The organism is Brevundimonas sp. TWP2-3-4b1 (assembly GCF_049897665.1).
GTDB classification, from domain to species: domain Bacteria; phylum Pseudomonadota; class Alphaproteobacteria; order Caulobacterales; family Caulobacteraceae; genus Brevundimonas; species Brevundimonas subvibrioides_B.
Map to the genome: position 1 here is coordinate 40,321 of NZ_JAFCWQ010000010.1, position 14,627 is coordinate 54,947.

General features: G+C 70.1%; 9 protein-coding genes. 4 read left to right on the forward strand and 5 right to left on the reverse strand.

The genetic code is table 11. From position 1 onward, the window contains the following. Positions 1-87: 87 nt before the first annotated feature. Together cobT and ACP7A5_RS09575 are read left to right on the forward strand one after the other, a co-directional pair. Positions 88-1,974 carry a cobaltochelatase subunit CobT gene (gene cobT, locus ACP7A5_RS09570; protein ID WP_426041706.1) on the forward strand — a complete coding sequence of 629 codons (1,887 nt, stop codon included), beginning with the start codon at positions 88-90 and terminating at the stop codon, positions 1,972-1,974. Next, the gene (locus tag ACP7A5_RS09575; RefSeq protein WP_426041773.1) at positions 1,974-2,918 is read left to right on the forward strand and encodes an esterase-like activity of phytase family protein; all 945 of its coding nucleotides are present in this window, start codon (positions 1,974-1,976) and stop codon (positions 2,916-2,918) included. Before cobT ends, ACP7A5_RS09575 begins: the two co-directional genes overlap by 1 nt. Before the next feature lie 31 nt (positions 2,919-2,949). On the opposite strand, the gene ACP7A5_RS09580 is transcribed toward ACP7A5_RS09575, so the two are convergent. Next, positions 2,950-5,805, reverse strand: coding sequence for an ATP-dependent DNA helicase (locus tag ACP7A5_RS09580; RefSeq protein ID WP_426041707.1), 2,856 nt, complete (start codon positions 5,803-5,805; stop codon positions 2,950-2,952). Between the two features lie 106 nt (positions 5,806-5,911). Between ACP7A5_RS09580 and ACP7A5_RS09585 the strand changes: the two genes are divergently transcribed. Together ACP7A5_RS09585 and pdeM are read left to right on the forward strand one after the other, a co-directional pair. After that, complete coding sequence (locus ACP7A5_RS09585; RefSeq protein ID WP_426041774.1) at positions 5,912-8,533, forward strand: ligase-associated DNA damage response DEXH box helicase; 2,622 nt, start codon at positions 5,912-5,914, stop codon at positions 8,531-8,533. Continuing rightward, positions 8,530-9,273, forward strand: a complete 744-nt coding sequence (gene pdeM, locus ACP7A5_RS09590) for a ligase-associated DNA damage response endonuclease PdeM (RefSeq protein WP_426041708.1) — start codon at positions 8,530-8,532, stop codon at positions 9,271-9,273. The genes ACP7A5_RS09585 and pdeM overlap by 4 nt, the downstream gene beginning before the upstream one ends. Here the strand turns inward: pdeM and ACP7A5_RS09595 are convergent. The 4 genes from ACP7A5_RS09595 to ACP7A5_RS09610 form a co-directional block, all read right to left on the reverse strand. Beyond that, positions 9,270-9,686 (reverse strand): DUF3429 domain-containing protein, encoded by a 417-nt coding sequence (locus ACP7A5_RS09595; protein WP_426041709.1) that lies wholly within the window; start codon positions 9,684-9,686, stop codon positions 9,270-9,272. The genes pdeM and ACP7A5_RS09595 overlap by 4 nt on opposite strands. Beyond that, positions 9,686-10,510, reverse strand: coding sequence for a TIGR02186 family protein (locus tag ACP7A5_RS09600; RefSeq protein ID WP_426041710.1), 825 nt, complete (start codon positions 10,508-10,510; stop codon positions 9,686-9,688). The genes ACP7A5_RS09595 and ACP7A5_RS09600 overlap by 1 nt, the downstream gene beginning before the upstream one ends. Beyond that, positions 10,507-11,433: a sulfite exporter TauE/SafE family protein gene (locus ACP7A5_RS09605; protein ID WP_426041711.1), complete on the reverse strand. Its 927-nt coding sequence runs from the start codon at positions 11,431-11,433 to the stop codon at positions 10,507-10,509. Before ACP7A5_RS09605 ends, ACP7A5_RS09600 begins: the two co-directional genes overlap by 4 nt. 166 nt (positions 11,434-11,599) lie before the next feature. Then, positions 11,600-14,596 carry an SEL1-like repeat protein gene (locus ACP7A5_RS09610; RefSeq protein WP_426041712.1) on the reverse strand — a complete coding sequence of 999 codons (2,997 nt, stop codon included), beginning with the start codon at positions 14,594-14,596 and terminating at the stop codon, positions 11,600-11,602. Between the last annotated feature and the right edge of the window lie 31 nt (positions 14,597-14,627).

A 14,627-nucleotide genomic window follows, 5' to 3' on the forward strand; every position in this document is an offset into this window, starting at 1 on the left:
CGCTCTCCGGCGCTCAATCCCTCTCCCAACGGGAGAGGGAGCCCGTCTGCTCTGGCCTCTCCAGCCCTGACCGCCTAACTAGCCCCCATGCCCCCCGCCGACACCCCTGCCGAGGTTTTCAAGCGCGCGCTCGCCCATGCGGCCCGCGCCCTCGCGGAACAGTCCGGGCTCGAGGTCGTGTTCGGCTCCGACGGCCCCAAACTGACCGGCGGCATCCTGACCCTGCCGCATCCCCCCCGCACGCCCAGCGAGGGCGACAGCGCCACCATCCGGGGGCAGGCCGACCGGCTGGCCCTGCGTCTCGCCAACCACGACCCGGCGATCCACTCGACCTTGCGCCCCGCCGACAACCGCGCCGCCGAGGTGTTCGAGGCCGTGGAACAGGCCCGCGTTGAGGCCCATGGGTCCACCGCCCTGGCCGGCGTCCGCAACAATATGAACGCCGCGCTCCTGACCCGTCTGGAGAAGATGGGCGCCCTGCGGATCACCGAGGCCGACCGCGTCCCCGTCGCCGAGGCCGTCGCCCTGCTGCTGCGCGAACGCGTCACCGGCCAGCGCAGTCCCGACGGCGCCGGGGCCATGCTCGATCTCGTCCGCACCGACATCGAGGCCAGGGCCCACGTCCAGCTCGACAAACTGGCCGAGACCGCCGGCGACCAGGCCGCCTTCGGCAAGGCGCTGAAGGACGTGCTGCGTGCCCTCGACCTCGACCCCGGCGACGGCCGCGGCGACGACGCCTCCGAGGACCAGGGCGACGAAGAGCCCGACCCCCAGGAACCCGAGGCCAGCCAGGACCAGGACGACGAGGAGGACGAGAGCGGCGGCGAGGGCGGCCAGTCGATGGACGGCGCCTCCGACGACCCGACCTCTGAACAGGACCGCGACGCCCGCCCCGACGGCTCTCCCGCCGAGCGCGACGGCGACGCCGCCGACGACGGCCCGGACGTCGCCGAGGGCGCGCTTCCGAACCGTCAGGAGAACGCCGACGACGGCCGCGCGATCGACTTCTACAAGGTCTTCACCACCGCCTATGACGAGGTGGTCGACGCCGCCGAACTGTGCGACCCGATGGAGCTGGACCGGCTGCGCAGTCTGCTCGACCAGCAACTGACCATCCTGTCGTCCGTCGTCGCTCGCCTCGCCAACAAGCTGCAGCGCCGGCTGATGGCGCAGCAGAACCGCTCATGGTCTTTCGACCTCGAGGAAGGGGTCCTCGACACCGCCCGCCTGACCCGCGTCATCACCGACCCGACCAGCCCGCTGTCGTTCAAGATGGAGAGTGAAAGTCCTTTCCGGGACACGGTCGTGACCCTGTTGCTCGACAACTCCGGTTCCATGCGCGGGCGGCCGATCATGGTCGCGGCGGTCTGCGCCGACATCCTGGCGCGGACGCTGGAACGCTGCGGCGTCAAGGTCGAGATCCTCGGCTTCACCACCCGCGCGTGGAAGGGCGGACAGGCGCGCGAGGCCTGGATCACGGCCGGCAAGCCGTCGATGCCCGGTCGCCTGAACGACCTGCGCCACATCATCTACAAGGCCGCCGATTCCCCCTGGCGACGGGCGAGGAAGAACCTCGGCCTGATGATGCGCGAGGGCCTGCTGAAGGAGAACATCGACGGCGAGGCCCTGACCTGGGCCCATGACCGGCTGAAGGCCCGGCCCGAGTCGCGCCAGATCCTGATGGTCATCTCCGACGGTTCGCCGGTCGACGATTCCACCCAGTCCGCCAACGCCGCCCTCTATCTCGACAAACACCTGCGCAAGGTGATCGAGGACATCGAGACCCGGTCCCCGGTCGAACTGATCGCCATCGGCATCGGCCACGACGTGACCCGCTGGTATCGCCGCGCCGTCACCATCGTCGACGTCGAACAGCTGGGCGGCGTCATGATCGAGAAGCTGGCCGAACTGTTTGACGCGGCGCCCAGACAGGCGACGAAAAAGGGCGGCCGTCGCCTCAAGCGCGCGGCGTGATGCGGCTGCTTTTCCGCACTTCGGCGTCGTTGGCCCTCATGGGCATGGCGGCCTGCGCGGCGATCGCGACCTCGATGCCCGGCCTGGTCACCGGTCCCGACCATGCCCTCCGCATGGAAGCCCGCCATGTGCCCCTGGGCATCGGCGGCGCGACCCTGGCGCACGGCGTCACCTATGGGGGCGGCCTGATCCTTCGCGGGCCTGGCCTGCACGGCCTGTCCGACCTGAAGATGCAGGGCGACCGCGCCTGGGTCGTCAGCGACTTCGGCGACCTCGTCCGCTTCACCCTCCGGCTCGACCGCAGCGGCCGCCTGACCTCCGCAGACCGCGCCGTCAGCCGCCCCTTGACCGACCCGGACGGGGCCGTCCTGACGCCCAAGGCCAATGCGGATGCGGAAGGGTTGGCCCTGCTCCCCGACGGCCGGGTCCTGATCAGTTTCGAGCGCGATCACCGCATCTGGTCCTACGGCGTCGGGGCGAACGACCGGCCGGGCCTGGTCTCCACGCCCCGTCACCCGTTCGAGGACAATCAGGGAATCGAGGGCCTGGCCCCCGCCCCCGACGGCCGCTGGCTCGCGCTCGGCGAGGCCGGCGGCGCCTGGCTCTGCGACGCTGACGCCTGCGAGCCCCTGCCCAACGCCCCGACCGCATCCACGGACGGCTTCCTGACCACCGGCGCCGATGTCGACCCGGCGGGCGGCTGGTTCATCGTTCAGCGTCTGTTCACGCCCCCGCTCAACATGCAGGCCCGCGTCCGCCGAATGGCCCCGGACGGGACCCTGTCGGACCCCCTGATCCACCTGCGCCCCCCGGCCTCGACCGACAATTTTGAAGGGATCGCCGCGGTCCCGACCGCGACGGGGACGCGTCTCTATCTGCTCAGCGACGATAATGACAACTTCGTCCAGAAGACCCTGCTGCTGGCCTTCGATGTGAGGCGCTGACGGGCCCCTTTCTCCCGCAAGGGATGAAGGATCAGGACAAGAAGCTCTTCGTCAGATCGATCGCCTCGACCAGGCTCATCCGCTGCACCTCGGTCCCCGGCGGGAGGGCGGCGAACAATCGCGTCGGCGTGGCCGCGTCCAGCATGACGAACACCCCCTTGTCGTCCGCCCGCCGGATCAGCCGCCCGAAGGCCTGGGCGATGCGGGCGCGGGCCAGGGCGTCGTCATAGCCCTTGGGGCCGAACTTCTCGCGCCGGGCCTTGTGCAACAGGTCGGGGCGCGGCCAGGGCACCCGGTCGAAGGCCAGCAGCCGCAGCGACCGGCCGGGCACATCGACGCCGTCTCGAACGGCGTCGGTGCCGAGCAGGCAGGAGTCCTGTTCGGCGCGGAAGATGTCGACCAGGGCCCCCACTTCCAGTGGATCGACGTGCTGGGCGTAGAGGGGGATCTGGGCCTTGGCCAGATCGGGGCCGAGGCGTTCATAGACGGCCTTCAACCGGCGGATGGCTGTGAACAGGCCCAGGCCGCCGCCCCCGGCCGCCAGGAACAGTTCGCGCATCGCGGCCGCCGTCTGGCGCGGGTCGTCCTTGCCCACGTCGTTGACGACGATCACCCGACTGTTCGACGCATAGTCGAAGGGGCTCTCGACCTTCAGGGTCCGCGCCGGTTCGATCAGCCGCGCGGCCCCCGTGCGCATCCGGGCCATGCCGAACAGGTCGCCGCCCGAGGCTTCGGCGATCGGGTCGGACAGGGTCGCAGAGGTCACCAGCACGCCATGGGCCGGCAGGATGACGGCCGCCTCCAGCGGCACGGTCGGGTCGATCCAGTGACGGCGCAGGGCCACGTCGTGGATGCGGCCGAACGCCGTCTCGACCGACAGCCAGTCGACGAAATCCGGGTCGGGCGCGTCGCCGCCGTCCTCCAGCGCCGCCAGCATCGACCGCCATCCCGGCAGGGTCATGCGGGCGCGACGGTCGAGGCCGCGAAGGGCCCCTTCGATCCGGGCGCGCGAGGCGCCGTCCAGTTCGGCCGCCTCGTCGTCGAGGATGTCCTCCAGATGCCGGGCCAGGGCCAGCAGCGGGGCCTCGACCGCGGCGAGGGCCTGGGCCGCGCCGCGGGCCGTCTCCAGCAGGGGTTCGGTCGCGGGGCGGACGGCGCATTCGGTGCCGAACTCGGACGACGCGGAGGACGCCGCTTCCGAGGTTCGCGCGCGGATCTGTTCCAGCGCGGCCATCAGGAACTGTTCGATCGGCCCAACCGGATTGACCTCGCCCGATGGCGGGGCGATGCGGCCGGAGATGCCCTCGCCCGGCAGGGCTGCAGCGGCGCGGATCGCGTCGGACAGGGCCTTCTGCGCGGCCTCATTGTCGGCGCACAGATCGCCCAGCCGCTGTTCCAGGCCGCGCCCGCGACGGCCGCGTCCCTCCGGCCCCCGGATCCAGCGACGAAGCTCGGCCGCCTCCTGGCCGGACAGGCAGGCGGAAAAGGCGCTGTCGGCCGCGTCGAACAGGTGGTGGCCCTCGTCGAAGACGATCCGCTTGAGGGCGGCGGTTTCCCCGTCCTGTTTCAGGCCGCGCGCCGAGCGGGCCCCGTCGAAAGCGGCCTGGGTCATGACCAGGGCGTGGTTGGCGACGACCAGATCGGCGCGGCGGCTGGCGCGGATGGTCTTTTCGACGAAACAGGTGCGGTAGTGGGGGCAGGCCGCGTGGACGCATTCGCCGCGTCGGTCGACGAGGTTTCCCGCCGAGGCCTGATTGCTGGCAGGGGTCGCGAACAGGCCGGGCAGCCAGCCGGGGAAGTCGCCGCCGGTCATGTCGCCGTCGCGCGTATGCATCGCCCAGCGGCTGGTCAGGGCCAGGCCGATCAGGTCGCCGTTCCCCAACTGGGCCGCCTGGACCATGTCCTGAAGGTTCAGCAGGCAGAGGTAGTTCTCCCGGCCCTTGCGGACGACGGTCTTCTTCTTGCGCTCGACCGGGTCGGGCCAGAGGGCGGCGCTCTCGCGGTCGATCTGGCGTTGCAGGGCGCGGGTATAGGTCGAGACCCAGGCCGCCCCCTGGTTCCGTTCGGCCCACAGGGAGGCGGCGGCCAGATAGCCGAGCGTCTTGCCCGTGCCGGTGCCGGCTTCGGCCAGCAGCATGCGGGGCCGGCCCTCCTCGTTACGGGGCGAGAAGGCATAGGCGGCCTCGGCGGCGTAGTCGGACTGGGTCGGGCGGGTTTCGTCGAGGCCCGAGGCCTGCAGCAGTTTCTCGAGCCGGATCCGGGCGGATTCGGAATCGACCGGAGCGGACCCTGCCTCCCCACGCGGCGCCTCGTCCTCCCACTCCGGCAGGCGCGACCAGGCGTCGAGCCCCGAGCCCCGATGCTGGCGCGCCCGGAGCGGTCCAGCCTGCAAGGCGCCCGACACCCGCCATGCCCAGGACCAGCCGGCGCGCCCCAGCGTCTGGGCCAGGGTGAAGGCGTCCTCGCGATGCGGATAGGCGGGGTTGGCCAGCTCCTTCAGCAGAACGGCGGCGGCGTCTCTGAGCGCAGCGGCCTGGGCCTCAGCGCCCTTGGGTTCGGCCATGCCCAGCGCCAGGGCCAGCCCTGACGGCGACGGGGCGCAGAAGGTCGCCGGCCGCACGAAGGCCCACAGCTCCAGCACGTCCAGAAGGTCGGCGGACCGGGGCGGGGCGGACAGGCCCAGCCGTCGCGCGGTCAGACTGGCGTGGGCGACCAGCACCGGCCCGCCGAGGAACACCCCCTCTGCCGCCCCCCGCCCGATCTTACGCGCGCCCTCGTCGTCACAGATCGCCCCCGCGCCCGGCGGCACGGCCAGCGCGGGCGGCAGGACGAGCCACGGCTCGGCGCCGGTCAGGCTGAGGTGGGAGAGGACGGATTCGTCGGACACGTCAGAGAGATAGCGACGAACGGCATGAAACGGAACGGGAACATGCTATATCCCCCTCGTGACGCCACCCGCCGCCAGCCTGCCGCCTCTGTTCGCCGACTGGTTCATGTCTCGCGGCTGGAGCCCCCGCAGGCACCAGCTGGAGATGATCGCGGCGGCTGAGGCCGGGTCGCACGCCCTGCTGGTCGCTCCGACCGGGGGCGGCAAGACGCTGGCGGGGTTCCTGCCCAGCCTGATCGACCTGGCCGAACGCGGGCCGAGGCCGCCGCATGGGCCGGGCAGCGGCATCCATACGATCTATGTCTCGCCGCTGAAGGCGCTGACCACCGACGTCGAGCGCAACCTGATGACGCCGATCCGCGAGATCGGGCTGAACATCCATGTCGAGAGCCGCACCGGCGACACCAAACAGTCCAAGAAACAGCGCCAGCGCGACAACCCGCCCGACATCCTGCTGACCACGCCCGAACAACTGGCTCTGTTCTGCGCCTGGGGCGGAGCGCGGGCCTATTTCGCCGATCTGAAATGCATCGTGCTGGACGAGGTCCACGCCATCTGGTCGGGCAAGCGGGGCGACCTGCTGAACCTCGGCCTCGCGCGGCTGCAGAGCTTTTCGCCGGGGTTGAGACGGGTGGCCCTGTCGGCGACGATCGACGATCCGAAACTGATCGCGGAGTGGCTGGCGCCGGGGAGCCCTTCTCTCCTTGTGGGAGAAGGTGGCAGCCGAAGGCTGACGGATGAGGGGTCGCAGGGGCCTGTGGAGTCAGGTGAGCCAGCGCAGAATTCCGAAGGTCAGCGTGACCCCTCATCCGTCTCGCTGCGCGAGCCACCTTCTCCCGCAAGGGGAGAAGGGATCGTGATTGTCAAAGGAGATCCCGGCGCCGTTCCCATCATCGACGTGCTGGTGTCCGAGGGACGCGTGCCCTGGGCCGGGCACACCGGCCAGCATGCGATCCCCGAGGTCTATGAGGCGATCCAGCGCTCGGGCCTGACGCTGGTCTTCGTCAACACCCGCTGGCAGTGCGAATTTGTGTTCCAGCAGCTGTGGGCCATCAACGACGACAACCTTCCGATCGGCCTGCACCACGGATCGCTGGCGGCGGAGCAGAGGCGCAAGGTCGAGGCGGCGATGGCGCGGGGCGAGCTGCGGGCCGTGGTCTGCACCTCGACGCTGGACCTCGGCATCGACTGGGGGGACGTCGACCTGGTCATCCAGATGGCGGCGCCCAAGGGCTCGAGCCGATTGGTGCAGCGGATCGGCCGGGCCAACCACCGGCTGGACGAACCGTCGCGCGCCCTGATGGTCCCGGCCAGCCGGTTCGAACTGCTGGAGTGTCAGGCGGCCAAGGAGGCCGTGGCCGAGAACGCCTTCGACTGGGAGCCCCACCACATCGGCACGCTCGACACCCTCGCCCAGCACGTCATGGGCGTGGCCTGTTCGGAACCGTTCGACCTGGAGGCCCTACACGCCGAGGTGACGTCGTGCGCGCCCTATCTCGGCCTGAGCTATGAGGCGTTCGAGGAGGTGGTCGATCTCGTCGCCACCGGGGGATATGCGCTGCGCACCTATGACCGGTTCGCGCGGATCGTGCGGACGCCCGAGGGGCGCTGGACCGTGCGCAACGCCATGATCGCCCAGCGCCACCGGATGAATGTCGGGGCCATCGTGGCGGCAGGGACGCTGAACGTGAAGGTCGCGTCACGTCGCGGCGGGGCGTCGAAACAGCTGATCGGCGGGCGCAAGGTCGGCGAGGCCGAGGAGTGGTATTTCGAACAACTGACGCCCGGCGACACCTTCGTCTTCGCCGGCCAGGTCTGGGCCTTCCAGGGCATCAACGGCATGGACGCCCTGGTCACGCACGCGACCGACAAGGACCCCAAGATCCCGTCCTGGGGCGGGTCGCAGTTCCCGCTCGGCACCTCGCTGGCCGCCCGCGTCCGGGCCATGATTCAGGACCGCGACCACTGGCGCATCCTGCCGGTCGATGTGCAGGAATGGCTGGAGCTGCAGGCCGCACGGTCGATGATCCCCGATGCCGACAGCCTGCTGGTCGAGACCTTCCCGCGCGGCAGCCGCCATTTCATGGTGGCCTATCCGTTCGAGGGGCGGCTGGCGCATTCGACCCTGTGCATGCTGCTGACGCGGCGGCTGGACCGGCTGGGCGTCGGGCCGCTGGGCTTCGTCGTCACCGACTATGCCTTCGCCATCTGGTCGATCAAGCCGATGGACAGGCTGGACTGGGACGCCCTGTTCCAGCCCGACATGCTGGGCGACGACCTGGAGGCCTGGCTGGAGGAGAGCTTCATGATGAAGCGCACCTTCCGCAATTGCGCCCTCGTTTCCGGCTTGATCGAGCGACGACAGCCGGGCGCCGAGAAGACGGGGCGCCAGGTGACCTTCTCCACGGACCTGATCTACGACGTGCTCCGCCGCCACCAGCCCGATCACCTGTTGCTGAGAACCGCCCGGTCCGACGCCGCGTCCGGCCTGCTGGACGTCGCGCGTCTGGGCCAGCTGCTGAGCCGGATCGCGGGGCATATCCGCCACGCGCCGCTGGAGCGGGCCTCGCCGTTCTGCGTGCCGGTACTGGTGATGATCGGCCGCGAGCGGGTCGGCGGCGACGCGGCCGACATGATTCTGGAGGCCTCGGCCCAGGACCTGATCGACGAGGTCATGGAAGGCGCCCCTCCGAAGCAAGGCGAGGCCCAACTTGTGGGCGCCGCATGAACGCGGCCCTGCGAGAGGTGCTGACCCCGGCGCGACGGCCGTGCGGATCGCTGTCGGTGCGGGTCATGGGCGAGCTCTGCGTGCTGCGCTGTTCGGGCGCGCTGTGGCTGCCGGCGCACGGGGCCCTGGTCGCGGGGGACCTGCACCTCGAGAAGGGATCCGCCTACGCCGCACGAGGCCAGTTGCTGCCGCCCTACGACAGCCGCGCGACGCTGGATCGGCTGGAAGCGGAGATCGCCGAACTGAAGCCCGAGCGTGTCGTCCTGCTCGGCGACAGTTTCCACGACAGCCGGTCCATTGAGCGGATGGCGACGGACGACCGGACACGGCTGGACCGGCTGGCCTTCGGGCGCGACTGGGTCTGGCTGGAGGGCAACCATGATCGCGAAGCGTTGACGGCGGCGGATGGGGATGCGGTCTCGGGCCTGCCCGGCCGCGTCGTCGGCGACCTGCGGCTCGGCGCCCTGTTCCTCACCCATGAGCCGATGCCGGAGGCCGAGGACGGCGAGGTGGCGGGGCATCTGCATCCGTGTGCGCGGATCGTGGCCCATGCGCGGATGGTGCGCCGGCCATGCTTCGTGACCGATGGGCGCAGGCTGCTCCTGCCGGCCTTCGGGGCCTTCACCGGAGGGCTGAACGTGCGGGACGCGGCCATCGCCGGGCTGTTCACAGAGCCGCCGATGGCGGCGGCGCTGGGCAAGGACCGGGTCCACGCACTGGCGTGGAACGGGCTGGTTTAGAAGGACTGCATTACGACGAGCAGGCTGAGCGCCGCGCCACCGGTCGCCGTCAGCCGCAGGTTACGGTACCAGACCGGCGCGGTCCTTAGGTCCCAGTACAGCATGGCGATCAGGCCGAAGATCATGACCAGCAGCTGAAACTCATCCGGCACGGTCGGAAGGAAGGTCAACCAGGCCGCGACCGCCGGCAGATTGCTGAGCACCAGTTGAAGCCAGTCCGGCTCCGGACCCGCCATCGTCCGCCCCCATCGAGCCCCGCCCAGGAAGGACAGGATGATCGCGCCATAGACCGTTAGCGGCTCGATCCAGACCCGCGCGCCGTCCGGCGTCAGAAGCACCAAGGCGGCGCATCCGACGAAGGGGATCAGTCCCGCGAGCGTCAGCGTCCACGCCGTCAATCGAGCCCGATCCATCAGCTTCTCCGGAACACCCTGCTCGCCAGATACCCCATGCCGGCGGCCAGCAGGACGCACAGCACGCCATAGCTCCACGGTCGTCGGTGGGCGAGTTCGTAGATGTCGCGTTCGAAGCCGACCTTCTCGACCGTCAGGGTCAGGTTGGAGACGCCCGCAGGTTCGCCGTCGCGGAACAGCCAGACCTCGGCATGGTATTCGCCCGTCGGCGCGGTCGCCGGCAGCTCGACCTGGGCGCGGAACAGGCCGCGATCAACGAAGCGGACCCCGTCGGGATCCGTGTCATACAGCGCCGCCGCCTCCTTCAGCCGGATCACGGCGCGGCGCCAGTCGAGATAGTCCTCGCCAAGCCGCGAGATCACCACGTCACGCACGCCGTAGCGGGTGACTGTGCGGCTCTCCTCCGGCGCGTCGATACGCAGGTGATCGACCCCGACGCCCAGACGCCTCAACTGCCCGAAGCCGGCGATGTCCGGCAGCGGCCGGGTCGAGGCGGTCATGTAGAAGCCGGGCGCACCCTCGAACAGGACGGGACGACTGTTCAGCCAGACGCCGAGGTTGCGGGTCTTCTTGACCAGACGGATCGGGGCGTCGGGCCCGCGCACCACGACGACCACGTCGGTCGGGTCGTCGGTCGGATTGAACACCGCGCCGTAGAGGACGATGCTCGCCCCCTGGAAGCTGGAATCGACCTGAACCCGCGCATCGGTCAGGGCGGCGGCGACGCGCAGTTCTCCCTGCGTCCCGACGGACATCTCCGGGCCCGACTCCGCAAGAAGGGGCGCCTCGATCGCGGGCGGCGGCGGGGGTGGCGTCTGGATCATCCGTCCGACACCCCGGGCGCCAGAAGGAAGATGTCGGATGGCCGGACGAACAGGTCCAGCCCCATCTGGATGCCGACGAACAGGATCAGCAGGCCCAGCGCCGCGCGCAGCACATCGGCCCGGAACCGGCCCGCATAACGCGCGCCCAGCTGGGCGCCGACCACGCCGCCGACGAGCAGGAGGCTGGACAGGACGATGTCGACCGTCTGGTTGCGGCCGGCCTGAAGGATGGTGGTGATGGCGGTCGTGATGATGATCTGGAACAGGCTGGTTCCGACGACCACGCCGGCCCGCATGCGCAGCGCATAGAGCATGGCGGGGACCAGGATGAAGCCGCCGCCGACCCCCATGATCGCCGACAGCACGCCGGCGAAGACGCCGAGGCCGAACGGCGGGATGGCGCTGATATAGAGGCCCGACTTGGGGAAGCGCACCTTCCACGGCAGGCCATAGAGCCACAACGGACGACGGCGTTCCTTGTGCGGGGCGATCTCGCCGCGGTGACGGCGGAGAATTTCAGTCAGGCTTTCCTGCAGCATCAGCAGGCCGATGGCGCCGAGGAAAATGAGGTAGGACAGCGCCACGACCAGATCCGCCTGGCCCAGCAGGCGCAGGTAACGGAACAGTTCGACCCCGCCGATGGCTCCGACGGCGCCGCCCGCGGCCATAATGCCGCCCATGCGAAAATCGACCGCGCCCTGCCCAGTGTAACGGATCACGCCGGAGGTTGAGGAGGCCACGACGTGGCTGGCCTGGCTGGCGACGGCCACGGTCGGGGGGATGCCGAGGAAGACCAGCACCGGCGCCATCAGGAAACCGCCGCCGATGCCGAACAGGCCGGACACGAACCCGACCAGCGCGCCCAGCAGAACCAGGAGCGGCCAGTTCACCGAAACCTCGGCGATCGGCAGATAGATCTCCAAAGGGCGGGCCTTCCCCTTCTTAACCGCTCATCCTCGCGAAAGCGGGGACCCAGTGCTGTGGGCGTTCAATGAGCGGGGTTTGAACGGAAGGTCAATCCGACGCACCGTGGGAACGAAAGAACTGGGTCCCCGCTTTCGCGGGGATGAGCGGAAATCAAGACAGGATCTAGGCGAGCGGTTCCAGGGCGAAGGCCTCGGCCTGGGCGCGGGCCGTCTGTCGCGCCGCCGCCGGAATGGTCGGGGCCAGCCGATCGACAGCGGCCTGGGCCTGGGGATCGCCAGCGCGGGCCGCGATCAGGTACCAGCGATAGGCCTGGGTCGGATTGGGGGCGATACCCTCGTCGCCGTTCTCATAAATGCGGGCGACATTGTACTGGCTGTCGACCAGACCCTGGTCCGCGGCCTTCCTGAGCCAGTCCAGCGCCTCGGCCCGGTTGCGGGCGCCGCCGACGCCGTCGAACAGATACATGCCGAACGCGTGCATGCCGCGTGCGTCGCCACCCTCGGCCGCGCGTCGGGCCCACCGGCGGCTTTCCTCGAGGTCGGCGGCGACGCCGTTCTCGCCGGATTGATACAGACCGGCCAGCTTCAGCTGGGCCTGGGGTTCGCCCAGGTTGGCGGCGCGGGTCAGGGTCTCCACCCCGGCCGGATCATTGCGGTCCAGCTGTTCCGTCGCCTGGGCGAACAGGTTCTGGGCCTCGGTCGCATCGGCGGGCGCGGCGTCCAGGGGCGCATCGGCCGGACTGAGCGCAAGGGCTGCGATCGGGGTCGCCTCGGCCTCGCCGCTCGACTGACCCAGCAGTTGGCCGACATCCATGATCTCATAGCCGGTCAGGCGACCGGTGGCGTAGAGGCCGCAGACGACGGCCACGCCAGTGACCGAGGCCAGGAAGGCCTTCTTGACCGTGCCGTCGCGCGAGGCCTGCTTGTCCAGCCGCTCCTGCAGACGAGACTTCCCGCCCTTCTTCAGGCCGCCCAGTCCAAAGCTGGCCCGGGGGGCGGGTTCGGCGGCGACCGGCGTGTTCATGGCGGCGCGGGCGGCCGAGATGGTGTCGCGGGTCGAAGCGGCGCGGCCGGCCGCGGCGCCGCCCAGACCCGCGCGCAGGCGACGGGCATCAACGAACTCGGTCTCGGCCGCGAAGTCGTCATCGCCGCCATCGATGGTGCGGGCCGACGGGAAGGCCTCGGCGACCACGCCGGCGAAGGCGGCCTCCGGCCCGGCCTGATCCGCAGACCGGGGCGTGACCTCTGCGATGGCGTCCAGTGCATCGCTGACGTCGGCGCCGCCGAAACCGCCGAAGGGCTGGACCGCCGAACCGAACGGGGTCGGTTCGGACGGGACCGGCTCGAAGCGTCGCGGCAGGGCGTCAAAGCTGTCTTCGGCCCCCAGAGCGGCGGCAACAGGTTCGGGCGCAAGCGCGGTCTCGGAGGGGGCCTCAGGGAAGGCTTCGATATCGGCGGAGAGGGAATCAATCGACCAGCCGTCATCAGCCGAGGCGAAGTCCTCCGCCGGGAAGGCGGCGGAGCGCCAGTCGGGCTGGGCGAACTCGGCGGCGGGGGGCAGGGGCTGCGGGGTCGGGTCAAACACCGGCGCAGGCATCGGCGCGGCGGTTTCGGCCAGACGCTGGTCCAGGGTTTCGCGCGCCTCTGCCAGCAGCTTCGCCGTGCGTTCTTCGGACAGGCGCATGCGCTCGGCAAGTTCACCGGAAGCGCGGTCATAGCGCTGCTCGATGCGTTCGGCGCCCTCGCCCATGCGACGGCCGATGTCTTCCAGCGCCTGGGCGGACTTGCGTTCCGACTGGGCGATACGGTCGGCGAGGCGGTCGGAGATGCGGGTGATCTCGACGCCCAGCTTTTCCAGGGCGATAGCGTGCTGGTCGTCGGCGCGGTTCAGGCGATGCTCGATCGCCTGACCGTAGCGGCCCATGTCCCGCTCAATCTTGTCGGAGACCCGCTTGTTCAGCTCCGTCTCGAACTTCTCCAGACGCGCGTCGCCGACGGTCTCGATGCGGTCGACGCGGGTGTCCAGGTTCTGGGCGATGCGCAGGACCTCGCGGCCCATGGCGTCGATGCCCTGGGCGGAACGCTGCTCGGCCGAACGCGCCTGTTCGCCGAGCGAGACGATGGTCGCCTCGATGCGGGCCATGCGGCCCTCGCTCTCGGCGGTCTCCAGCCGGCGCATCATCTCGGTGCGGTTGGCGTCGACCTGGCGGGAGAGCGTCTCGGCCAGTTTCTCGAACCGGGCGGCCTCGCGGACGCCTTCGGGCTCGACGCGGGTCTCGGCGGCGCGCAGCCGCTGGTCGAGGCCGGCGAAGGAGCGCTCGAGATTGCGCAGGGCCTCGGTCGTCTGGCCCTGTGCGGCATCCAGTCGCTGGCCGACGCGCGCCAGCATATCCGAACCGGCGCCCGGACCGGCCACCTTCTCGACGGCCTCCAGGCGTTGAAGCAGGGTCTGGCCGTGGGCGCGGTTGCGCTCTTCAAGATCGTAGAGACGGCTGGTCAGGGCGGCGACGGCCGTGTCGGTCTTGCCCCGGACATCAGCCTTCTCGACACCGTCGAGACGCTGACGCACCTCGTTCAGGCCCGAGCGCTGACGCTCCTCGATGTCATACAGACGACCCGCGAGGCCGCCGATGGCCTGTTCGACCTTGGCGATGGTCTCGACGGTCTGGGGGCCGACGTCCTGTTCGAACCGGCGAAGGCGCTTGTGGCCCTCTTTCAGTTCGTCGGAAATATCGTCGATGCGGCGGCCGTACTGGCCCGCCTGCTGGTCCTGCGCCTCCATGCGACGCACGAGACCGGATACGGCCTGGTCCACACCCTGGATGGCGATGGTGGAGCGACGCTCGGCGGCTTCCAGACGGGCGGCGATGGCGTCGACCGAGGCGGCGACGCGCTGCAGGGTCTCGTCGTCGCGCCCATAACTGCGACCTTCCATCTCGTAGGCGTCGTCGAGGCGGCGGGAGCGGCCGCGACGATCGAACGTCTCGGCGGCGTGCGGACGGCGCGGCAACGGCGAAACGCCGTCGTCCTCATCGTCCATGATCATGGTGTTGAGCCACTCGCCCAGCGTCATGCCCGAACGGCGCGCCAGATCCTTGGCTACCTCGCGCGCTTTCGGGTCGATCCCCTTTACGCTCCAAGGCGCAGCGGCTGCGCTCACTGATTCGGCTCCCGACCCATACGCAGCACGC

What these genes read in the sequence shown, in the direction of transcription:
- pdeM (WP_426041708.1), top strand. Translation starts at nt 8,530, where the DNA reads ATGAACGCGGCCCTGCGAGAGGTGCTGACCCCGGCGCGACGGCCGTGC.
- cobT (WP_426041706.1), top strand. Translation starts at nt 88, where the DNA reads ATGCCCCCCGCCGACACCCCTGCCGAGGTTTTCAAGCGCGCGCTCGCC.
- ACP7A5_RS09600 (WP_426041710.1), bottom strand. Translation starts at nt 10,510, where the DNA reads ATGATCCAGACGCCACCCCCGCCGCCGCCCGCGATCGAGGCGCCCCTT.
- ACP7A5_RS09585 (WP_426041774.1), top strand. Translation starts at nt 5,912, where the DNA reads ATGTCTCGCGGCTGGAGCCCCCGCAGGCACCAGCTGGAGATGATCGCG.
- ACP7A5_RS09595 (WP_426041709.1), bottom strand. Translation starts at nt 9,686, where the DNA reads ATGGATCGGGCTCGATTGACGGCGTGGACGCTGACGCTCGCGGGACTG.
- ACP7A5_RS09575 (WP_426041773.1), top strand. Translation starts at nt 1,974, where the DNA reads ATGCGGCTGCTTTTCCGCACTTCGGCGTCGTTGGCCCTCATGGGCATG.